General features: G+C 25.0%; 16 protein-coding genes. 14 read left to right on the top strand and 2 right to left on the bottom strand.

Annotated elements, in window-relative coordinates; translation table 4 throughout:
* Positions 1–251: 251 nt before the first annotated feature.
* The 6 genes from C4B24_RS01900 to C4B24_RS01875 all read left to right on the top strand — a co-directional run bounded on the left by C4B24_RS01900 (position 252) and on the right by C4B24_RS01875 (position 8,954).
* Positions 252–2,060: a hypothetical protein gene (locus tag C4B24_RS01900; RefSeq protein ID WP_131598810.1), complete on the top strand. Its 1,809-nt coding sequence runs from the start codon at positions 252–254 to the stop codon at positions 2,058–2,060.
* Entirely contained in the window at positions 2,035–3,666 is a 1,632-nt protein-coding gene (locus C4B24_RS01895) for a hypothetical protein (RefSeq protein ID WP_131598809.1), read from the top strand. The genes C4B24_RS01900 and C4B24_RS01895 overlap by 26 nt, the downstream gene beginning before the upstream one ends.
* A 1,160-nt stretch (positions 3,667–4,826) precedes the next feature.
* The gene (locus tag C4B24_RS01890; protein WP_131598807.1) at positions 4,827–5,507 is read left to right on the top strand and encodes a hypothetical protein; all 681 of its coding nucleotides are present in this window, start codon (positions 4,827–4,829) and stop codon (positions 5,505–5,507) included.
* 406 nt (positions 5,508–5,913) lie between these two features.
* The gene (glf, locus tag C4B24_RS01885) at positions 5,914–7,074 is read left to right on the top strand and encodes a UDP-galactopyranose mutase (RefSeq protein WP_131598805.1); all 1,161 of its coding nucleotides are present in this window, start codon (positions 5,914–5,916) and stop codon (positions 7,072–7,074) included.
* A complete protein-coding gene (locus tag C4B24_RS01880) occupies positions 7,061–7,948 on the top strand; it encodes a glycosyltransferase family A protein (protein WP_131598803.1) in 888 nt (295 codons plus the stop codon). The genes glf and C4B24_RS01880 overlap by 14 nt, the downstream gene beginning before the upstream one ends.
* Complete coding sequence (locus tag C4B24_RS01875; protein ID WP_131598801.1) at positions 7,941–8,954, top strand: hypothetical protein; 1,014 nt, start codon at positions 7,941–7,943, stop codon at positions 8,952–8,954. Before C4B24_RS01880 ends, C4B24_RS01875 begins: the two co-directional genes overlap by 8 nt.
* A 695-nt stretch (positions 8,955–9,649) precedes the next feature.
* On the opposite strand, the gene C4B24_RS01870 is transcribed toward C4B24_RS01875, so the two are convergent.
* The gene (locus C4B24_RS01870; RefSeq protein WP_131598799.1) at positions 9,650–10,633 is read right to left on the bottom strand and encodes a hypothetical protein; all 984 of its coding nucleotides are present in this window, start codon (positions 10,631–10,633) and stop codon (positions 9,650–9,652) included.
* A gap of 853 nt (positions 10,634–11,486) precedes the next feature.
* On the opposite strand from C4B24_RS01870, the gene C4B24_RS01865 reads away from it, so the two are divergent.
* The 8 genes from C4B24_RS01865 (at position 11,487) to C4B24_RS01830 (ending at position 22,322) form a co-directional block, all read left to right on the top strand.
* Positions 11,487–12,581 (top strand): pyridoxal phosphate-dependent aminotransferase, encoded by a 1,095-nt coding sequence (locus C4B24_RS01865; RefSeq protein WP_131598797.1) that lies wholly within the window; start codon positions 11,487–11,489, stop codon positions 12,579–12,581.
* Positions 12,571–13,263 (top strand): NTP transferase domain-containing protein, encoded by a 693-nt coding sequence (locus C4B24_RS01860; RefSeq protein ID WP_131598795.1) that lies wholly within the window; start codon positions 12,571–12,573, stop codon positions 13,261–13,263. Before C4B24_RS01865 ends, C4B24_RS01860 begins: the two co-directional genes overlap by 11 nt.
* Before the next feature lie 63 nt (positions 13,264–13,326).
* Positions 13,327–15,384: a hypothetical protein gene (locus C4B24_RS01855; protein ID WP_131598793.1), complete on the top strand. Its 2,058-nt coding sequence runs from the start codon at positions 13,327–13,329 to the stop codon at positions 15,382–15,384.
* Positions 15,385–15,455: 71 nt separating this feature from the next.
* Positions 15,456–17,084, top strand: coding sequence for a polysaccharide biosynthesis protein (locus C4B24_RS01850; protein WP_131598791.1), 1,629 nt, complete (start codon positions 15,456–15,458; stop codon positions 17,082–17,084).
* Positions 17,085–17,501: 417 nt separating this feature from the next.
* Positions 17,502–18,497 carry a CDP-glycerol glycerophosphotransferase family protein gene (locus tag C4B24_RS01845; protein WP_131598789.1) on the top strand — a complete coding sequence of 332 codons (996 nt, stop codon included), beginning with the start codon at positions 17,502–17,504 and terminating at the stop codon, positions 18,495–18,497.
* Positions 18,498–18,553: 56 nt separating this feature from the next.
* Positions 18,554–19,261: a LicD family protein gene (locus C4B24_RS01840; protein ID WP_131598787.1), complete on the top strand. Its 708-nt coding sequence runs from the start codon at positions 18,554–18,556 to the stop codon at positions 19,259–19,261.
* 107 nt (positions 19,262–19,368) lie between these two features.
* Complete coding sequence (locus tag C4B24_RS01835) at positions 19,369–20,436, top strand: glycosyltransferase (protein ID WP_131598785.1); 1,068 nt, start codon at positions 19,369–19,371, stop codon at positions 20,434–20,436.
* Positions 20,437–20,501: 65 nt separating this feature from the next.
* A complete protein-coding gene (locus C4B24_RS01830; protein WP_131598783.1) occupies positions 20,502–22,322 on the top strand; it encodes a hypothetical protein in 1,821 nt (606 codons plus the stop codon).
* Positions 22,323–22,478: 156 nt separating this feature from the next.
* Here C4B24_RS01830 and C4B24_RS01825 read toward each other — a convergent pair whose 3' ends face one another.
* Positions 22,479–23,972, bottom strand: coding sequence for a hypothetical protein (locus C4B24_RS01825; RefSeq protein WP_131598781.1), 1,494 nt, complete (start codon positions 23,970–23,972; stop codon positions 22,479–22,481).
* Positions 23,973–24,072 lie beyond the last annotated feature (100 nt).

The following is a 24,072-nucleotide window of genomic DNA, read 5'->3' as shown; positions in this document are numbered from 1 at the left end:
AAAGCATATGATTTTATAAATGCATCAAATAAGTTGTTTCCATATTTATTGATCTGTTAATTGATATTCAATTTGTTGTAATCTGGATGTAATATTTTAAATCTAATTGTTTTTTATATTTTAATTTAAAAATACAATTTTTTATATTAAATACTTGGGCAATGTATTAGATAATAAAAAGAAGAAAAAAATGAATATTTTACCCAACATTTTTTATCTTTATAAATGAAATGTTTTGCTATAATAATAATATGATTTTTCTATTAATACCTTTATTTATTTCAACATTGGGATTCGGTCAATTATTTTATAAACATAAAATAATTATTGCTCCATTTGCAATGTTATTTTTTTATAGTGCATTCTCTATTTTTGATTTTATTTCTTGATCAATTGGTGGTGAATTCATAATACCTACCATTTTATGTGTAATGCTAATTTCAGGTTCCTCATTAATAATATTTATTAAAAATAAATGTTGAATTTTTTGAAGGTATATTCTTGTTGATATTTTTGTCATAACTTTTATTGTAACGGTCGCATTTTTCTTATCGGATATTTTCTTTTACAATTCAAATGATGATAATTTTTATTACAATTCCTTAGGTTCCGGAACATCTTTTTTAGGTCTTGATGATCATTTTTCAAATATTTCTTCAATTTCTGCGGAACATAAAAATGATGCTTTTGTTGGTTTTATATCTGGTTTATCAGGTTTACTTTCAGAAAGTTTTGTAAGAACTTATTTTACAATTATTGCCATCAGTAAAATAATTCCACTAATTTTAATTATTAATTTACTTATATCTGGAAAAAACAAATGATGGCAATTTTTGGTGTACATGATTATGATTATGGTTGTTAATTTTTCACTTGTTTATATTAAAATTTCGACAATAGCTCAACCCGCATTTTCAATTTCTTTAATGATGACAATTTATGTTTTAAGTGTACGCTTTGAAAATCTCTTTAAAACAATTTCAACTAGTTTCATGGTTTTTCTGATAATGAGAACATCATTAATAGTTGGTATATGTGGTTTAGTTATTTTGGTTTTACTTTTCTTCAATAAAAAAATTCTTACTGAAACTTTATTATTATCATTTTTAATGGCGTTTTTTGGAATTTGTAAAGCCTTTTTCTCTTCAGAGAATCAATATATATTAGAGATACTTCTTGGTATATCAGAAATCCTTCTTTTAACTTCGTGAATATTTATTAATAAAATGAGCATTGTCAAAAAAATAAATTATCAAATTAAAGGTTTTACCCTAAATAGTAAAATTAAAATAATTACTTCATCTATTTTAATTATTTGTCTAATGGTAGTCTTTATAACTATAAAAGTTGTTTATGACAAAAATAGTAGTACAACATGATTGTGAGAAAAACCAACAATACTATGATTGGTTCCTGTTATGCTCTTTATTTATTCATTTATGTATAAAAATTTATTTAGTTTAGCAGCTATGATTGCATTCATATTTTTTGCGTCTGTTGAAATACCAAATTTCAATGTGCAATATTTAGAAAAAGTTTTAGATATTAACAATCTATTATTTTCTAGATCACTAGTTCTTATTTCTGTATTATTGGTTTGACCCTTCTTATTTTATGAACACAAGACTCCTGATATTTTAGGAGCAGTAATATTATTATTTATATATATGGTGGGAATTCCATTGCAAGTAATTTCATATCAAAATACTGTATACACTTTTAAACAATACAAAAAACAAAAAATTAAGCCACTAAATAATTATTTTAATGAATATTTGAAAGGGAATAAAGTTCTTTTTAATGAATTGACAGGGACTAAATTGCCATACTTTGTTCCGCCAAGTTCGCTGGTTAAAAGTATTTTTGATTATAGAGGTGTTCTAAAAAATGGCTCTGCTGAGTTTATTAAATCTAAAAAAAATATGCTAACACTTTCAAGTGCGGAAAATTTCTATAAAGGTAAATATATCTTAGTTACAAAAAATAAAATATCTGGTGGTAAATTAATTGCTACTGAGAATATTGGAGGTGTTTATGAAAATTTCTATGAAATCAATTAAAAAAGTTGAAGCTAGTAAAATAAATATGGTCACCGGATTTGTTTTTATGATTTTAAATGCTGTTTTAATGTTAGTATTTTCTAAAATGTTATTCGGAATATATGGTAATCACATTGAAGCTCAATATAAAACAATACTATCGATAATTGTTATATTTTCATTAGTAGATGGCGGAATAGGTGTTGCTATTGTTTCTAAATTATATGGTGCATTTGCAAGGAAAGATAAAGAGAAAATATCTTCTATTATGTCTCTAACAAACAAATATTTTAAAATTATTGGGGTTATTTACTTATTCATATTATTTTGTGGGGCATTTATTTATCCTTTATTAACTTCAACAGAACACCTGAATTATACTTTTTTGGTTTTGTTGACCATGATTGTTGGCTCTAAGTTTGTAATACCATATTTTGTAACCGCTAAATATGAAATTGTACTATTAGGATCTAACAAAAGATACCTAGCAAACATAGTTAATTTATTATCTACTGTAGCTTGTTATTCAGCGGCGTTTATTTTAATTAAGGTTCTGCCAAAACCAAGTTTAATTACAATTACAAATAATCAATCGATTAACGTTTTTTTAAACTTAGGTAGTAAGTATAGTTGATTTGTTTTATTTCCTGTTATTTGCATAACCATAACACCCGTTATTATGGGGTTTGGATATATGGCATTCGCTAAGAAAATATTTCCAAGTATAAAATATTCTTTAAAAATTAAGGATAAGGAAATTGCTAAAGATGTAAGTCGTATGCTTTTAATTAAAATAGGTTCATTAATTATTTTTAATACTGATTTTATTGTTTTGAATATTTTTTCGAAGACTGGAAAATCAGAAGTACTATTTCAACTAAGTTTATATTCTATATATTCTTCATTTGCAACACTATTAATAACTTTTTCCAATATTTTTATAACATCATTGCAGGATAGGTTGGGCCATGAGTATTCAAGGCAATTAGAAGAAGTGAAACAAACAAATAAAATATTGGTAAGTTTAGTGTGTGCTGTATCAATTTTTTGTGCTTTTAATATGTTGTTTGTGTCACCATTCTTTCTGGATTTCTTTTATAACATGAACAAGAGCACTAATTTATTATTCAATACTAAAGTAGCATTTATTTTCTCCGTGATGGTAGTATTATATATTTACAGGTCATATTATATTTCTATGATAACTATTAGAGGTTCATTTAAATCTGCTAATTTATTGACCATAGTAGAAGGTTTTATAAATATCATTATTTCTGTTGTTCTTTGTTTGGTGTGAGAACCAATTTTCGCTGTTGTATTAGGAACTATAATAGGTTTTTCATTTAGGATAATTGCAGAGGAAACTCAAATAATTTATAAAAAAGATAAACTTCTAATTAGAAAATGGTTTTTTTATCTTTTACAAATTTTTATAATTGTGTTTACAATTATAATTGGTATTTTTTGGAAAAATGTTAGTTATATTAACTTTGGAAGAATTGAAACAATTTTAGCCGTTTTATTATTAGAATTTATATTTATTACATCATTTTCTTTATCCATATTTATTCCATCTTTTTTAAGGAAAAAAATAGCGATTAAAAAAGCTAAAGAGTTAGACTCATAGGCTTATTTGTATAATAAATATTGTTGTAAAGGTACGTACAAACTAAAACAAATGAATTCCATCTTTATATCACGCAAGTACTAGCAAGAACTAGTACTTTTATTGTAATCTTTTTTTTGTATTATATCAATTGATGCATCAAGGGATGTATTTTATATTTCCTTAATAATCATTACTATTTTCTATATAATTTGCGCCATTTCTTTAAATGATCAAGGGGTATTCTGTTTCATTGTTATTTAATGAATTGTCTCCCCTGCTTGTGGAGTTTTTCTATCTTTAAATTCATTGGTATACCAAAACTTGATTTAGCATTAATTTTTTTGGAAGTTTTCCGACATAAATTTTATTTTGTGACTTATTATAATAGATAAATAAACATAATGACTTTCAATATTTGTTCTGCTATAAAAAATATCATTATTAACGATACCAACCTCATTTTAATTATGGTTTATCTCCATAATAACCAAATGTTATGCATTTGTATTTTAGATTCAAGATTCCTTTTGTGGCTTTTTGTTATTGAAATCCAACTTTTAAAAGTGTGTAATTTCACTCTTTAACTCATGCTTGTTTATATTTAGGTTTCTTACCTCCTTCATCTTAATTTAAACCATAAATACATTGTTAGATATTTTTAATTCTTTGAAATTCATAGATCAAAAATAATTTTTTTGTATTTTATGGATTACTTTATATAGTATAGTTAAAATAATTTTATTAATTATTCATTTGATTTGTATTTCAACATAAAACCATATTCTCATCATAAAACAGGGAATTTATCTATCAAAGTTTATATTATTAATTTCTTAAATTAAATGAGTATCTTAAATAGATTTATTTTATTAAATAACTATTAACGCTAAATTTATAAATTTATAGAATTTACTAATAATTTTTATTTTCTTGTTTATGTTGTTATAATTAAAAAAATGAATAGGGATACTGCATTGATAATTGTAATTACAAAATTAAGAAACTACAGTAATTGAAATTAAAAAAAGAAAGATTTCATTATATTTTCACTCTTTTCTTTGGGGGCGTTTCTTTATTGAATATTTTTTATTTATGCAAGTATTTATTATTATTTTTTGGTTTTTTTGGTGCTTTGCCACTGAATTAAAACAATATAAAAATAAAATTGGAGGAGCTGAATGACATTGTTAATATATTGAGTTGGTCCTTATAATGAAAATGTTGATAAGACAATTATTTTTTTTAAAAGAAAGAAATTCAAGATAATTGAAGGCTACAAGCATGAAAGTCATAAATTTCTTTTGAAAAATAACAAAAGATACAAATATTATTTTGAAAATAAACAATATGCTTTTTGTGCTGATATTTGAAGATTTTATATGCTTTCAAAAATCAATGATGCAGTATATATAGATGCAAATATTGTTGTTAATGATATAAATTTTTTGGGTGATTTTAAAAAAACATTTTTAGTAAAAGAAAATAAGGATTTTTATATTTCTAGTTTAATGTTCAATCATAATAACATGGAAATGTTCGGGAAAGCGTTTGACTTAGTTTGTCGTGGATATTTAAGTCCTGCAGCAATTTCAAAAGTTACAAGAAAATATAAGTATTTTAAGAATAGTTGAAGCGATTCAAAAATTATAGAAAGCATATCATTATTTGAACTTTCTAAAAGTGTTGAATTAATTTCACTTGCTTCTTGACGAAGAAAAGTTAAGGCAGAAAATAATTGAGAATTAAAAATAGCTGAGTCTAAAAATGAGAAATACAATACTTTTAGCCGTAAAATTATTTTTGCTATTTTTAGTTGATTTCCAAAAATAGTAGGAAAAATTATAACTAAGCATAAATAATTTGGTGCATCCTTATCTCTTATTGAAAATTAAATTTTAAATGGTTATTTGTAAAGTTAGTATTTTAAACAATGTTTTCATTGTTTTTTTTATTTTAAATAGATAAGCAAGAATCTTTTCGCGATAGTTTTTTTCTTACAAATAATACAATAAATTTATGGCGCAATACCTATATGAATGATTTTTTACATAATCCCCTAATTACTCATAATTGTTTTTAATGTCGCATTTTCACAAGAAGAATGATGAATTATACAACAACTACTTATTTGTTTTTATTGTATAGACTTTGTACATGCATTAATTCATTGTTTTGATATATGAAAAACTATTCTACAAAACTAGTTTTTGTTGGATTACCTTTATATTGTATTGAAATTAGAACTTAATGTATAATTAAAACACTATGAAAAAAATAACAAAAATAAATAAAAATGCAAATTATGACATCATTATTGTTGGTGCGGGGTTTGCAGGATCTATAATGGCTTGAAAGTATATAAATAAGGGGAAAAAGGTCTTAATTATCGATAAGCGTGATTCAATAGCTGGAAATGCATTTGATTATAAAAAAAATGATAATTTTATTCATAAATTTGGACCACATATTTTCAGAACAAATGATGAAGAAATATGAAATTTTATAAATAAATTTGGGGATTGAGAGGAATATAAACATATTGTTTATGCAAAATCAAGTAATAATAGTTTAATACACTTTCCACTTAATTATGAATCTATAAAAAACATTTTCCCTGATTCTTATGAGAATAAAATTCAACAAATAAATTTAGCTTTTAAAAATCAGGATGAAATAAAATTAATGGAATTTTATAAAAAAGAAAGTACAAAAGATATTGCAAATAAATTATTTAATGAGGTTATAAAACCTTATTCTGCCAAAGCTTGGGGTACTCCAATTGAAAAATTAGATCCCTCTACGTTTGATAGGGTTCCATTTAGAAAAACTTGGGAAAAAGGATATTTCAATAATAAGCATCAAGTATTACCTAAAGATGGATATACAAAATTCTTTGAAAAAATACTAGAGAGCGAAAATATCGATATTTTATTGAATGCCAATGCAAATTCAATGATAAATAAAGAAAGTTATTCCTTTGATTTCTCACCTAATTCAACAATTATTTGAACCGGTCCAATTGATGAATTAGCTAATTTCAAATTTGGCGAGTTGAAATATAGATCTTTAAAAATTAAAATATCAAATAAAAGTATTGTGCAAGGTATAGGTGGATATCCAACTTTAAATCTTCCTCACCATCCATCCGTAACAAGAGAAAGTAATTTTAAATACTTGAATTTTATAGAAGGATCTTCCGATGTGTTTTTAACTGAGGAACCTGGTTGGTACTCTAAGGAATCCGAGGACTTTAATGAAAGATATTATCCAATTTCAACAAATGATGAGATTAAAAAATATGATTTATATAAGAAATATTTCAATGAACAACATCCTGGAAAAATTAAATTTATAGGTAGGTTAGCTGAATATAAATATTATGATATGGAGCAAATAATAAAGAGGGTCTTAAATGAAAAAATATAAACTAGCTATAATTGTGCCTATGTTTAACATGGAAAAATATATTTCTAGATGTCTCGAAAGTTTTTCTTTGGTTAAGAATAAAAACTTTGAAATAGTTATTGTTAATGATGGTTCAACTGATAATTCATTAAAGGCTGCAAGTGATTTTATAGATAAAAATAAAACAATGAACATTAAACTTATAAATAAAGAAAATGGTCATTGAGGTTCTGCTATTGAAGCAGGTGTTAGAAATTGTGATTCTGAATATTGGATGTTTCTTGATGCTGATGATGCTTTAGATAAAGAATTTGTTGATAATTTTATTGAAAAAGATTCCAAATTAGAAAAAGATTCTTATTTTATAAAAATGCATGTTTGAGATTCTTCGGAGTCATTTAAGCCTAATTATAAAAAATGAAAAATGCATTTTTCTTTAAAAGATAAATTACCAGAGGCGGCAGTTATATCTAAGGTGGCTAACTTTAAGTATAATTTACCACATAAACACCCCTTTATGGATAGTATGCATCTTTTTAATGTTTTTAATTCATCAAAAAATTATGGAGTTACCACAAGTGTATATAATTACTATAGATATAGAGAAGGTAATTCAGTTTCTATGTCATTCTCAAAGAAAGAGGGTTCATTGAGAGTTCTTTTGGAGGCTATGAAAAGAGAAGGATCAAAAAATAATCATGCTAAAAGTTTAGAGATTAATAAGTTGATGTATTTTATTTCTCAAAAATACGATAACGATTTTTTTGGTGAAATTATCAAACTAAGAAAAACAACTAGATGAAATATGTTTTCTGACAACAAAATAAAATCTTTATTAATTAAGAAAGTTCCTATATTTTGTTTGAAGTCTATTTTAAGGAGAAAAAATGATTAAAATTTTAAATACTGAAACCTGATTGAATTCTATGGGTGGAACAAAGACATATGTTAAAAACTTAATGGATGCTTTTGAAATGGAAGGTTTAGAGGCGAAAGAATACTTTTTTTATGGAGATGAACCAAAGGATAAAAGAGTGAAAAAAATTAATAAGGGAAATGGTTTTTTCTCTTCTCTTTTTACTTCTTTTTTTTGTTATAAAAAAAATAAAAAAGAGATTGGTGTGGGGCATAATTTAATATTCCAATGACCTGCACTTATCTTATTGCTTCCTAAGAAAACTATTAAGAAAAATAATATTTCCTTAGTTGTTCATGATCCACATTTTTTCGATAATAAAATAAAATGAATAATGTTAAAAAGAAGGGTTCGTTTTGTGGAAAATTTAATTGTCTTAGAAGGCACTGAGGAAAAGTGAAAGAAAAAAGCTAAGGAAAATAACCTTAAAAATATTCGTGTTTTTAGTTTGCCTTGAGTTCACCCTAAAAAAGCAGAAATATCTAATAATAAAATTGAAAAATTTGTTTACTTAGGAAGATTGAGTGCTGAAGTAAAACGTGTGCATTCTATTGTTGAAATTTTTAACCACAAGGATTTTCCTTATGAGATTGATTTTTATGGTACAGCAAATAAGGAAACAATTGATTTAATTTCTAATTCTAAAAATTGTAAATATAAAGGTATTACCAAGAACCCTCTTTTAACTTTTGGTGAATATAAATATTCAATAATGTTTCCAAAAAATGGAACAGAATATTTTGGGTTTACAGCTGTAGAGGCCTTGAAATCAAATTGTTTATTATTTACTAATGAGTATATGGATAATATGGATAAACACTTTTTAGGATATATTAATTTTATTGATGACGACATCCTAAAAGCGAGAGAACAAATAATTAGAAAAATTAGTAATAGTAATTCACCTAAAAAAAATCAAGTAAGTGATATAAATAGAAGATATGGGAGCAAATTATTTGTTTCTGAGTTTAAGAATTTTTTATAGTAGCTCGTTTAAGAGATGTAGGTAGTAATTCTTGATAATGGCAAGATAAAGACTGTTAAATTATTACTTGTTGTGGATTAAATGACATTTAAAATGTATTGCTAAAATTTAAAATTCAAGCAATGCTTTTTTTATGCAAAAATTTAAAATAGTTAAATGATAAAACCTCATACAATGGGTGGGAACTTAAAATAAAATATAGGGATTTTTTAATTTTAATATTGTGCTCCATATTTTATATAAAATAGCAAGAAATTACAAAGATTAAGTGGCTTATAATTATTAGATAATGGTCGTATTATAGGTATGAATTTAATTGGCTGAAAATAAATAATCATCATTTTAATTGATTTAGTGATCTTTTATTTTAAATATTTTCTTATATAAGAAACAATAAAACATAACTTAATTTGTGTTATTGGATTAATTACTGTATACTAATAAAATTAGTTCCAATACATTATTCATGGAAAATACAAGTAAGTTAATGATGGTGTACTTTCAAGAGTAATAACCGAAATAAAGTAATATTCTTCGAATACTAATAATATATTAGTAAATTTAGCGAATATTTTATTTTGGTGATTCGGCAATATTGGAAATAAATTCAATTATTTTTGCAAAAAAAGAACTCCAATAAAAGAGTTCAATAAATCTTAAAATGTTTGCAATAAATTATTGTTGATAAAAATATTTTATTTTATAATTTCATTTATTTTTTCAAGATACTTTTTAGCATCTCAAATTTTTAAAACTTCTTTCTTCAACTTTGGGATATTGTGCTTTGTTTTTTTGTTTCAAGTTGGATATTCTTCTAGTTCTGGTCATATGGGAACTTTTTTTGAATTTTTCCCCATAACTTTTTGCGTTTTTATACAATCAAACATTTTATAAATGCTGCTATCTTGGGAAATGAAATTAAATACTATAGAAGTATCATTAAAAATAATTTTATTTTCAGCATTAAAATAGTCTTTAAGTTTCATATTATCTTTAACATTATTTGCAAATTCGAAATCATTTCCAAATTTATTTAAATTTGGATGGAATAAAAAATAATAATCATCACTATAGTATGAACCAAGATAATTGATAACATCGCGGATATTTTTATGGTGGTGAACATAGTCGATAAAAACAAGTGGTTTATCAATAACTCTATTGCCGTGGTTTTGCAACATTAACGAAGGAACAAAATTAACTCTTTTATCCTGAAAAACTTCCTTCTCCCTTAAACTATTCACTCAAATATAATCTATATTTTTATCGAATTCATGGAAAAATCTCTCAACGCCATGTATGTAATAAACAAGTTTCTTTTTACCGAAAAAATTAATTTTTTTATATATTTCATGAAATATAGAAAAACTTAATTCGATGTGAGAACTGATGAAAACTTGTGAAAAAGGAAAAATAAATAAGTCAAAAATAATTTTCTTTAATTTTGAATTTATCATAAAAGATAAAAACTTTTTATCCTCTGGTTGGATTAGTTTATATAATTTTTCAGCATTTTCAGGTATTTTTTTATAAATTCTATCTGTAAAAATAACAATTTTATTCTTTCGAAATATTATTTTACATATTCAAAAAGGTATAAAGAATAAAAAGTAGTGCAATAGCAATAAGCATTGTCAAATTATTGTTGGTAAATTTTTAAAATTTATTTTCTTTATCATTTCCCCTCCATATTATTAAAATAATTATATCTAATTTAATAGGTGGGTTATAAAATTTGTGGAAAAGTAATTTTTATTATATACAAAATTAAGACATTTCTTTGAATATAAGGATTTGCTTTGATTAATTTATTATGTTCATTTACAATAATGAAATAATAGCTTAAATTTATCTTAATAACGTATATATTTTTTGATTAGTGGCAATTAATATTTCATCATAATACTTTTGGATTGTTCAAAATAAGATCTCGCTACATACTTAATATTAAGATTGTTAAATTATGAGGAAATATGTAAATTTACAAATCCTCTCTTTTAAGTATTTTTAAGTTATAAAATTCATAGATATGTATTTCTAAAAAATAGTCTGACTAAAATGGGGACAGATTTTAAAGTTGTTTTTTATATTAAGTTCACAATGATGTCTTAATTAAGTGAAAAGTTATTAATATTATTATTAACTTTTAAAATAAAAAAGATGCTGTTTATTTTTAAATTCAAAAAAGTTGTGAATTTAACATATATTTGAGCAATCATTTAGAAAGTTTGAAGGAAATATAAAATAACAATAATAAACAAACGTGTTAATTCATTGATGAATTTATTTAGAATGCCCTTACATTTCTTTACCTATCAATAATTTAAAAACATTAGATTATAAATAATTTATAAATTTTCAATGATGCAATCATAAAAATGGAATATCTTAGAAATAAAAAATATTTAAATTGTATTTAGGATAATAATAAATTTATCTTAAATCATTGATCGAATATTTTGTGGAACAGTTTTTTTGTATTTGTATTGCTTTTTAATATTTTTTACAAATAAAATATATTATAATTCCTTTATGATAAAAATTAAACCAAGATTTAAAGAATTAAAAGAACAAAATTTGCCTAATTCAAAAGACATGGCAAAAAAATATAAACACAAGGAAATAATTAAATTAAATTATAATGAAAGCAAATTTGGATTCACTCCAAACCTTAATGGCGCAATAGAAATAAAAAGCCCTAATATCTACCCTGAATTTAGAGACCACCCATTAATTGATAAGTTATCAGAAAATTTTGATCTTTCAAAAGAGCATTTTTATGTTTCAAATGGATCTGACGCAATACTTGAAGCAATACCCACTCTATTTGCATCAGCAAGAAAAGAACATAATGTACTCGTTCCTGAGTTAACATTCGGTCGTATTCAAACAACATGTCTTGTTAATGATGTTGAAACTAAGAAGATTAAATTAGTTGATGGTAAAATTAGCCTTAAGGAAACTTTAAAAGCAATAGATGAAAACACAAGAATTATTTATATTGTTAACCCAAACATGCCAACTGGTACCTATAATAATGAGAATGAAATGATTGAATTTTTAGAAAAAGTGCCAAATAATATATTAGTTGTTGTTGATGGAGCATATTCAGAGTTTGTCGAAGGTATTGATAAATCAATTGAAATCGATAAAAAACTAATTGAAAGATTTGATAACGTATTAATAACACATACATTTTCTAAAATGTATGGGCTTGCTTCATTTAGAATAGGTTATGCAATAGCAAGACCATATATTATTGAAATATTTGACAAGGCATTACAAGCGCTTCCAATTAATAAATATTCATTACAAGCTGCTACAATTGCGCTTAATGATAAACAATTTTATATGAATGTTATTGAACAAGTTTGGGCTGAAAAAGAATTTTTATATAGTGAATACGATAGACTAGGTCTAAAATACCTTAAAACAACTGGTAATTTCATATTTATTGATACAAAAGATAAAGAATTTACTAATAAAGAAATTAGGGAATTCATTCTTACTGATTCTGGTGTAATGATTAGGTGTGTAAGAGATTTTGGTTTAAGAATAACAATTGGTACACATAAAGAAAATTTGATGTTAATTAATTCAATGGAGAAATTTTTAAATGAAAAGTAATTATCAAGTTAAAAATGCAATTATTTTAGCAGCTGGAAGAGGAAGTAGGCTTAAACACTTAACTTCTAATACTCCTAAACCACTGTTGGCCCCAAAGGGCATCCCATTTATTGAAGCGATTATTAATAACTTAAAAGAAAAAGGTATTAATGAGGTTTATGTTGTTGTTGGATATTTGAAAGAGCAATTTAGATATCTTGAGGAAAAATTTGGTGTCAAATTAATTGAAAATAAAATTTGGAATAAAGGTAACAATATAACATCTATTTATGCAGCAAGTCATGTGCTTGACAATACTTTAATAATTAATGGAGACATAATTATGAAAGAAAACGTTATCCAAACACAATATCCTTATTCACTTACATATGCAGAATCAAATGAGGATATTGATGAATGAATAGTGGAAATCGATAAAGATGAACAAGTTCTTAACTTTAATAAAGAAGGATTAGGTAAAAAAGGTCTTTATCAAAGGGAAATTATTTTTATTACGAGAGAAATTGCACAAGAAATTGAAAAACAAAAGGAAAACTTTGATATTGAAGAATATCAAGAATATATGATGCTGACTATTTCCAAACAAAAGGGTATTCCGTTTAAAGTTATGGAGATACCTAAAAATACAATTTTTGATCTTGATACTGTTGAAGAATTTGAAGATTATTCTAAGAGCGCATAAGCGTTTTTTTATTACAATGATTTGCAAGTTGATATATAATTAATGAATATAAAGGAGCGTGATATGATAATAGGAATTTTTATTGCATTAACTTTAATATGACCCCTTTTGATAACTTTATGTGTTGGAAAGAAAAATATTATCCCAACAATACTTATAACTTTCATATTTTTCTTTATTTCTTTTAATTCAATTCATATTTTTATTATTAATTCAACAACCGTAAAAGTTTTAACAACTTTTTGTATAGTTTCCGTTGCATCTTTAATGATTTTATTCGGTATTAAAAAAGGATCGTTTACAAAGCAGAAAATGATGGAAGCTTTATCACATTCTTGAAGTCTTTATTTAATGATTGCTTTAACAGTAATAATTAGAATATTTACAAATCATATAAACTCAGATTCAATAGCATATGCTCGTGATGCTCAATTAATCAAAACGGGTGATTGAAATTTAAGTGGATCTGCATTTTGATATAAAACACCGGTTTTTGGTCAAATGTCATCACTATCTAATTACACAATTGATTTCTTTACTATTTATGGAGAAATGCTACACACTATTTTATTTGCGGTTGGTATAAATATAATATTAAGACAAATTAAAGGAAAAAAAATATGGCAATTAATCGTAATGATTATTTTAACTTCTATTTCATCAGTTTTTGCTCTTTCATATAAAACGTCAGGTGTTAACTGGAGTGCAGTATCTATTACATTAATATTTATTTTTGCTTCCAGAAAAAGAAATTCAATATTGCTTTTGATGATTCCCTTCTCATTTTCAGTATTTTCTTTTTCACCTATGCTAACTTTTCCAGTTGCAGTAATTATTTTTGCTTGGAGAAAAAAATGAGATTTAAAAGAAGTTCTCTACCTAATCATTATTTCTATATTTTCAATAGTATTTACATTTTTAAATATTTTGAATGTTAGATATATTTATTTCCTAGTTATTGATGTTCTTTTTGCATTTGGATTCATTTTTATAGTTTTAATTTATATTAAAGTGCCTGAAAAGGAACTTTATAACCCTTTATACAAATTTAAATTATTGAAAAACCGAGAAATAATTAAAACAAAAAAACATAAGATTATTTCTATTTTAATTGCAGCTTCAATATTATTTATATCTGAATTAGTTATGTTATTGATGATTTTTAACATTATGCCCTTTCCATTGATTGTTGGTGCAAGAGAAAAAGCAATGATGACAACAATACCAATTGCTCTTGCAATAGTTATTGCAGATGCGTTGTTAAATTGGAAAGTGTCAGACCAATTTAAATGGATGCTTTCTTGTGTAGCGATTATGATTATTTATTCAATTGTACAAACTCTTCCATTTGTACCTTCATATATATTAGATAGATTATCATTACCTTTTTCAATGGGTATAGGATTAATTGTATTGATAAGGTGCTATGAAAATGATTTATTTAATTCTGGAAAAATTATTGTTAGAATAGGAGCTGTAACAACAATGATGGCTTTAAATCTTACTACATTATTTATGGGAGTTTTACCTTCAGCTCTTTATTCTCCACCTTCAACTAATATAGAACAAAATTATAAATTTACAACTTCATCTGAAAGAGAAGTTATGAACGATATTATTACTAAAAATCCAAATGCAGTTATTTATTCGGATATTGCAGTTTCATCAATTCCACAAGTGGGTGATAAGCACTCATTCTTCACCAATCAGGATAGAGGGTTATTCTTTGGTGAAATGAAGTATAGAGTCAAAGGTATTGATAATTCTTATTGGGAAGATATTCTAGAATATAGACAAAAAATTCAATGAAATCCTAAATTATGAGATGGTGAAAATTTAACTATTTTAGGTAAAGAAGAAGTTAATAAACATGATTGAATTAAAAAAGCATTGGAATTTAGTTTTCTTGCAGATTCAATAGATCTTTTAAACTTTGATAAAGATTATGCAAAAATTTGAATTGATAAAAACATTAAGGATTCTAAAAATATAAAAAGAATTACTGTATTTGCCTTTAGAAATAAAGAATATCAAAAAATGCTAATGCCAATTTTAAATACTAATCATGTGCAATTTAATTCAAAAGAAGAAAATGGCATGTATATATTAAATATTAAATAATCGATACTTTTGTTAGTATCTTTTTAATTACTAACTTACCCAAAAACTTTAATTAAGATATAATACATTATATGGAAAACGCACAAATGCCCGATACTAAGCATATTAAAATTAATGCAATTATTAACCTTGTTTCAAAGTTAATGACAGCATTGATAGTTTTTGCATTTGCAAAGTCTATAATTACTTTTTATGGTGATGAAGTTAATGGTATTGTTAGATCAACTACAATGATTACTGGTTATTTTACAATTGCGGATGCAGGTGTAGCTGCTATAGTATCTCAAAGGTTGTATAAAGTTATTATGGTAAATAATAAAGACGAAATAATTAGAATTATGAGTGCTTCCAAGAAGATGTTTAAATATATCTCTTTAATATTTATCGGTTTAGCTACCGTTATCTCATTAATTTACCCTTTATTTATTGAAAGAAATCAAGTTATTGATTATCAATTTACAATTGCATTATTGATTATACTTTCAATAAAATTAATACCTAGGTATCTATGAACTATGCATTACGATATTATTTTGACAAATACTCAAAGAGGGTATGTATATAAAGTAGTTACATTTTTTATGGATTTATTTTTCTATGCATTAGCAACCGTTGTCCTTTGAGTCAATAAACCAATATTGCATGATATTGCTCTTAATGGAAAAAACATCACAATACTTTCAAACGGATATGAAAACTATAAGTGATTTATTATACTTGCACTTTCATTACCTGCTTTGTCTGATTTCTTTATAGCGTTTGTTATGCATAGAATTTGTAAGAAAAAATTTCCTTGATTAAAATTTATTTATGTACCTTGAAGTCAAACTAAAGAATTATGAAAAAATGCTAGATATACATTAGCATCACACATTACGTGGCTAATAGTTTTTTCAACAGATGAGATTGTGTTAACTATTTATTCACACAAAGTTGGTGCCACTTATTCAATGTACTTAATTTCATTGCTTTCTTTTTATGGAATGATAGTTTCAACTATAAGATCAACAATGGAAGGGGTATTCTCTTCAATGATGCCTTACCTTGGTCTTAAGACAAAAGGAGAAGAAAATGTAGATGGTAAAACATTTAAGTTATATTATTTAAATGTAATATCTTCTTCGCTTTTCATAACCTTGGCATTAATTGTTGCGACGCCCATATTTGTTCAAGTATTTTTCGCATCTAACAAAGGCAGTGATTACTTTGATATTAAATTGGCATCAATAATATCCCTTAACTGTTTCCTTTATTTAACGATGACTCCATATAAAGTTTTATTTTATATTAAAGGACACTTTAAAAGATTGCTATTACCAAATGTAATTGAAGCAATTATAAACCTTGGTGGATCGTTAATAGTTGTTTGATTTTTTGGTCTTTATGGAATATTAATCGTTACAACTATAGCCATGGTATATTTCTTCATCCATATTTCATTTTCTGCAAGGAGATATATAAATGATGTGAATCCATTGTGGCACACCATCATGATGTTATTTGTTATGTTACTTGCAAGTGTATTTATATCCATAGGATTTATTGTGCCTGGATATATTGGTAAAGTGGATTTAAGTATATTAAAGGCAATGTTGATAATCGGAGCTACTGGAACTATTTCTTTAATTGGAATAGCTATAACTGCATTATTAACTAAGAAAAAAGTTGGAAATAAAAATATTATAAAAAATAATAAATAAAAGGAAGTTTGTTCTGCATAGTTGGGAAAAAGGTTTTTGCACATTAAGATAATGATATGTATAAAATTTTTAAATAAGGGAATTTTAAAAAGATAATTAAAATTGAATTTCCTAAATCAACATTAGTTTTGTTTAAGGTAAAAAAACTTATGAATTCTTAAATTATAAATAACATTTTGGAAAAATATGAGAAGTATGATGTATGCAAATTAAAATGGAAAATATCCATGTTTGAGAAGAATTCTGTGATTTTTAGTAATGGGTAAAATCTTTAAATAATATGAAAAATTTAAGTAAATAATATTTATTCAATTTTAAATAGTATAATTATTTATATACACATTATTTATGTAAATAATCAAAATCGCCATTTGATAAAACAATAACAAGATAAAAGAAAGAGAGGTTTGATATTATATGAAAAAAATTAATCAATTTATAATGATTTTTATTCACTTATTTTTTAAGTTCTTACCATTTGGTAAAAAAACAAATATTATATTCAAGGCCTTCGACGATTCTTCTGAAGGGAAATATGAAAAAGTTATTTTTGATGAAATGTATAAAAGATACTCTAAAAAGTATAAATTTTACTGGATAGGTGAAAAGAAAGGAAATAACTTATGTGCTGATGTTAAGTTCATTAAAGGTGATACTTTAAAGGCTGCTTGAGTTGTTTCAAGGGCTAAGTACTTTATTTCAGGAACATTTTCTAAAAATCCATTTTTATCTAAAAAAACTAAAGTGTTTTATTTAAACCATGGTTATAGTGTAAAGATTATGGGTATTGATTGAGTTAATAGTGGCAAAGGCATTAAAAAGATGGCTAGAAAAATAGCTCATAAAAATCAAGTGAAACAAATTGATATATGTTTTGCTCATGATGAATATGATAAAAAATCATATGAAAGAATTTTTGCTCATAAAGGTGATAAAAAAACTGAGTTTTTAGTTAATGGATTCCCAATTTCAAATAAGTATAGCAAAGGTGAAGATCTTCTATTTTTACCTTCTTGACATGAAAAACAAGAAGTGAAATTTCCAGAAGTTAAAACTAAAAATAAATTTGTTTCATTTCATCCAAGAACTAAAAATAAGGTTGCTCCTGAAGGATGAACTATTGTAAATTTTGAAGAGCGAAAAAAACTTAAATTAAAATATGTGCTCTCAGATAATTCCGCAGCACCTCTTGAGTATATAAAATCTGGAATACAAGCATATTGAATTAAAGGTGACTATGATAGAGATTTTTGTAGAGAATTTAATAAAAAATATCCTGAATTATTAATTGATATTAAGAATTTTGAACCACTATCAGAAGGTAATTATAAAAAAGTTGTTTCAAGCATACTAAAAACTCCTGATAATAAAGAATCTATTCAAATTACTGTAGATGCAATGAATATTCAATAATAACTATCTTATGATAGTTTTTTTAAGTGTATAATAAAAAAAGAAAAGAGGTCTTTATGAAACCAATTCACAAAAAACTTTATAAATACTTTAATCAAATAAACGATTTCTATAAAGAAAGAGGTCTTGAATTATTAGCTTCTGCTGGTACGTTACTTGGAGCAATTCGAGATGGAGGAATTATTGAGTGAGATGATGATATTGATTTAGAAATAAAGGAAGATCAAGAAGAAAGATTTCTAGAAATATCCAAAGAATTAGAAGAAACTTTTGGTTGGATTTGCTATTTTCATAATCCTAATGATGGCTATAAATTTAAGGATAAAAAAGGGAATGAAATACCAATCGATATATTTGTTTTAAGATCAGCAAAAGAAAAAATTAGTTTTTTAAAAAAAATTAAAATCAATCTACTGCTTTTAAAAGTATTGAATAAAGATAGCATAAACTCTTTTAGAAATAAAAAAATAAGACTAATTACAAAAATACTTAAACCAATTGCACATATATTGATATGAGGAAAAAAAGAATACAAAGATATTTTCAAAGAGATGCAAGATAAAGATTCTAAATACTTCGCTGAAACATCTTCATTGCAAATGTTTAAAAGAACTATTATTGAAAAAGAGAAGATGAAAAATTTTAAGGAAGTTAAATTTGGTGATACAAAAATATTTGTTTCTGATGTTGCTGAAGAAAGACTTGAAAAATCTTATGGCAATTGAATGAAACCTGAAGTATGAGAAACACACGACAATAAATAGCACTAGCTATTTTTTTTATGCTCAAATATCACAATATTAATAAGTTTATCATACTGGTTAATGATTAAGATTAGCTGATTTTTAATTTTAAATTGTATAATTATTTTATGAAAAAAATAGTTATATTACATTATTCCCTTGGTGGAACAGGTGGTCTTTCGAAATTATCTACAACAATTGCTAATTATTGAGCTGAACAAGGACATAAAGTTACAAGAATAGGTTTAGACGAACCTTATGTAAAATCACCTTACAAAGTGAGTTCTAAAGTAAAACAAATGCAATTAAGAAAAAACATGGAGGTAAGTACTAATAAATTCACTCTAAAACCCAGTTTTATAAAAGGAATTTTAACTACGTTGTTCCCTATTAATATAAAGATTAAGGAGAGATTAAATAAAGAACTTTCCAAACAAGATGTAATAATTGTTCAAAACCCAATGGTATTAAGGTGATTAAACAAGAAAAACAAACAAAAAACAACTTTATATATGCATCACCAATTTGGTGGCGGGGCACTAATGGGTAAAATGATTAGGTTCCAAGCAAGATATATCAAAAAATATATAGGTAGAGTAGTTTGTCTAGATCCTAAAACAGAAAAAATACTGAATGAAAAATTCAAAAATATTGAATTCAAATTCATACCAAATTTCTTAAATGAAAAGCTCGGAAAAATTAATGATAAAAGAGATAAAATCACTTTTATGGGTAGAGTTGCACATATTAAAAATATTGATTGAATCGTTGAAGCTGCAAAGGAAATTGATGAAAATATTTATATTTATGGAAATATTGCACCAGATTATGAAAATATTTGAAATAAAATGGAGAAACCAAAGAATTTAAAATATATGGGTAGAACAAGTGAATCTATGAAAGTTCTAAGCGAAACAAAGATTGGTCTGCATACAGGTAAAATAGAAGGTTATAGTCTATCTATGGTTGAATCAGCTTGTTCAGGAAATATATTAGTTAGTGCTGACTCTTGAGATTCGTTTGATCCTCAGTTAAAGAATATAATCCATATTGCAAGTACAAAAGAAGAATTTATTCAATCTTTAAAAAAGGCTTTGAAACAAAAAAACCCTTCTGAAAAAGAAATTATGAAGCTTAGAGAATATTTCTCGTTCGAAAAATACATCCAAAATCTTGAGAGTTATATTTTTATATAAGCATTAATATTGTTATAATATATTACATGCTTTCACTAATGATTTTCACAATATTAACATTGCCGATGTTAACAATATTTTTATGAGATAAGAAACATATAGTTTCTGTTTTTATTGTGTCCTTATTTGTTTTATTTATTAGTATAAATTCTATTAATGCTTTTGTTATTAATTCTAAGGTAATTCTCTCTATATTTATAGTATCTTTAATATTTATTTGAGGATTCTTGCTTTTTAAAGGTATAAAAAATAAAAAATTTACAAAAGCAAATGCAATCAATTCATTAAAAACTGCTGCTCCTTTGTATTTGATGCTTGGGATAATAATATTTATTAGAATGTGATTTACTAGAATGAATACGGATGCACTTTATTATTCTAATTTATCTCAAAAAATAAAGAATGGGATAGACTTTCAAGTTCCTGTACATTATCAGATTCCATCTATGTATAGTATTGCTTCAATTGTTAAAAGACCAATTAATTTTTACACTGTTGTTTCTGATATTTTGGTATTAACAATGATTTCTGTATTAATTTATAAAATAATGTTTGATATCAAAGATAAACTTGATCTTACTTTTTGGATATTCCTAATTGCCATTTCTATAGTTGTTTCTCTTTCTTTGCCTTATGTAACCTCTTCGCTAAATTGAGTTTCTACATCTTTAGTTGCTCTTTCTATTATAGCTTTTAGAAAAAATGCAATTATGTTGATTTTGGCTCCCATTGGGTTGACTTCATTTTCATTTTCAGCCGCATTATTCTTACCGGTAACATTTATTGTAGTGTTGTTTAATAAAGAATTTACATTAAAAGAAATATTGAGATTATTTATTTTAGCTATTATTTTTGCAATAATTTTCTCTCTTTCGGCATTTAAAATAGATGTTAAAGTATTTATCTTTATAGATTTTTTATCAATTATGATTTTATTAATGTATTTTGTTCCTGAGAAAAAAATCAGTAATCCCATATATAAAATAAATATCGGGAACAAATATAATGTTGATAAAAAATTCAAAATAATTTCATTAATTATCGTTATTTGTTTATTTTCATTATTGCAAATAGGACTTTCATTTACAATTTGAAAATCTAATAGTTGAACATCGATATTTAGATATAGGATGCTATTGATGCCATTATTTGCATTAGCGGTTATAGAATGTCTTTGAAAAAAAAGGATTACAATTTGACTTGCATTTTTCATAGGTTTTTTAATAACTGGAATAACTTATTATGTTGCAATTCATGTAATACCAAATAGAATACCGGCATTTGCATTTGCTAGATTAATGGAACCATTAATTACAATAACTCTTGTATTTTGTATTTTATTCTTATATGAAAAAAATACGCAAAAGTATATTAAATGAAATTATGTTTTTATATGCTTTTCATTTATGCTTGTATCAATTAATAATTATTCACTTTCTAGACCGCAATATTTCTATTCTAAACCTTCTGCAAACATATCAAGAAATTATATGTGGATAACTAATAAAGAATGAGATACTATTTCTAATAATTATAGTAATACAAGAAAAAAAATATATTCCGACTTGCCTATTTTCGCAATGGATAAAAATATTAATTCTTTAATGAATGTGACCGATGATAAGGAATTATTCCATAGTGATTTATTTGTTACTATGCTAGGTAGAAAAGAATATATAGATGATATTAGTAAAGATAAAAATTATGATGGTATTTATAAAATAACCATTGAATATGCAAAAAAAACTGGTGATTGAACAGAAATAGATAAAGCTGGAATCTTTATATTTAGACATAAAGAATATGCGAATGATATTGTTGATCACTATTCAAAATATTCAAATAAAAATATTAAAAAAATTGGTGGTCTCTTTGTAGTTCAATAGTATTTAATTTGGAAATAAAATAAAATAATATATAATATATTAGTATCTTGTTAAAGTAACCACTTATTTTTATAAGTATTCTCATAATAAGTACGTTGGACTTCGGTCCTTTTTTTAACGTTATTTAAAAAAATGTTGACGCTATAATCAACATTTTTATTTGTTCTTTTTCAAAAATTTATTAACGCCATCTATAAACTCTTTTAAGAATTCCCTTCCAACCTTAACATGTCCAGCTTCTTCAATAAATAAAGAGGAAGTTCTATCTTTATACTGACCTTTGTTTCTCTTTTCTAAATATCTTTGACCCATATCAAATGGGACGATAATGTCTTTACCACCATGAATAATCATCAAAGGTTGTTCAACTTTATTAACATCATCAATATAACTTCTTGATCCTCAAAAAGTTTTTGTTATTTGTCTATAAAGTGGGAATGCTTGTGGCATCGTTATTTGGTGGGGAATACCAAATTGTTCTGTCATGGCTCTTAACTCATCCCTTGCTGAGGTATAACCTGATTCCTCAATTAATTTAACATCTGTTTTTGAATTGATAATTGTCTTTTGTCATTTTGTAGCAAAAGAGACTGTTGAAGCCGCACCATTAGATATTCCATAAATAACAAGGTGCTTGGGTTTGTAATCTCTTATAATTGCTTTAAATGCATTATTAAGGTCATCCCCTTCTTTCAATGCATATGTTCTTTCTAAATCACGGTTTGAACCAAATCCTCTCATATCAAATGACAACATTTTATACCCTCTATTAGTATTAGGCTCTTTAATATATTTATAAAACATCTCCATATATCTCATAGCAGTATATCTTGTTCCATTTAAACCATGAGCAAATAATACTAGATTATCATTTTGCTTAATCGGGTCTTTGATTGGAGCTATTTCATATATATCAACATCTCTTTGATCCATTTTAAAATGTGTTTTCGATTTTTTTGGTTCATCATTTCATTCTTTTCTTCAATCGTCATTACGTCCAAATTCTTTATTTAGTGATTGGTTTACTATTCGTGTTGCAAATAGCACATCTTGTTTACTTGACTCAAGTGAAGGTCTTTTTATGTAAATTAATAGTACTGGGACTAATAATGATGTTATTAAGTATCAAGTACATCAAAAAATAGTTGTTATGAATATGAATAACGAAATGAATTTTGGTATACCCTTTCTTCTACTTCAATGGAAGTGACCAAATAACACAAGAGCTATTTGTAAGGGTATTAATATAAAAGTAGTTGTATACCCAATAACTCCTAATAATGGCATACCAAGCGAAGATAATATACAAATCATTGCAAATGCTAAAAACACGAAGGTTGTTACATTCATTTTATAAACATGATTCTTTTTATTTGGAATGGAAACTAACATAGCAGCCCCTATAACTAATGCTGCAATAAACATTATTCCTGAAAGTATAATTATCAACCCACTACCTAAGTATTTAAAACTTGTGGAAATTAATGAAATAGATAATATGACAGCTAGAATTTCAAATAATATTTGAGTACTGTACATAGCTACTATAAATTTATTCATTCTAGATTCTTTTTTATTTGGATTAGGTAATTCATTTGTTAAATTACTAATTATTTTTGTTTTACGTTTTTTTAGTATATTTTTTTTCATATTTGTCTCTTAATTATATTTTAAATAATATTTATCTATATTTACACATAAATATTTGTCTTATATTTTGTATTTTACACATTAAAATTAATAAAATGAT

It is taken from the genome of Mycoplasma marinum (assembly GCF_004335975.1).
Classification (GTDB): Bacteria; Bacillota_I; Bacilli_A; order Mycoplasmatales; family Metamycoplasmataceae; genus Mycoplasma_K; species Mycoplasma_K marinum.
Note: the sequence above shows the minus strand (reverse complement) of the source record. Positions and strands in the feature narration are given on the sequence as shown.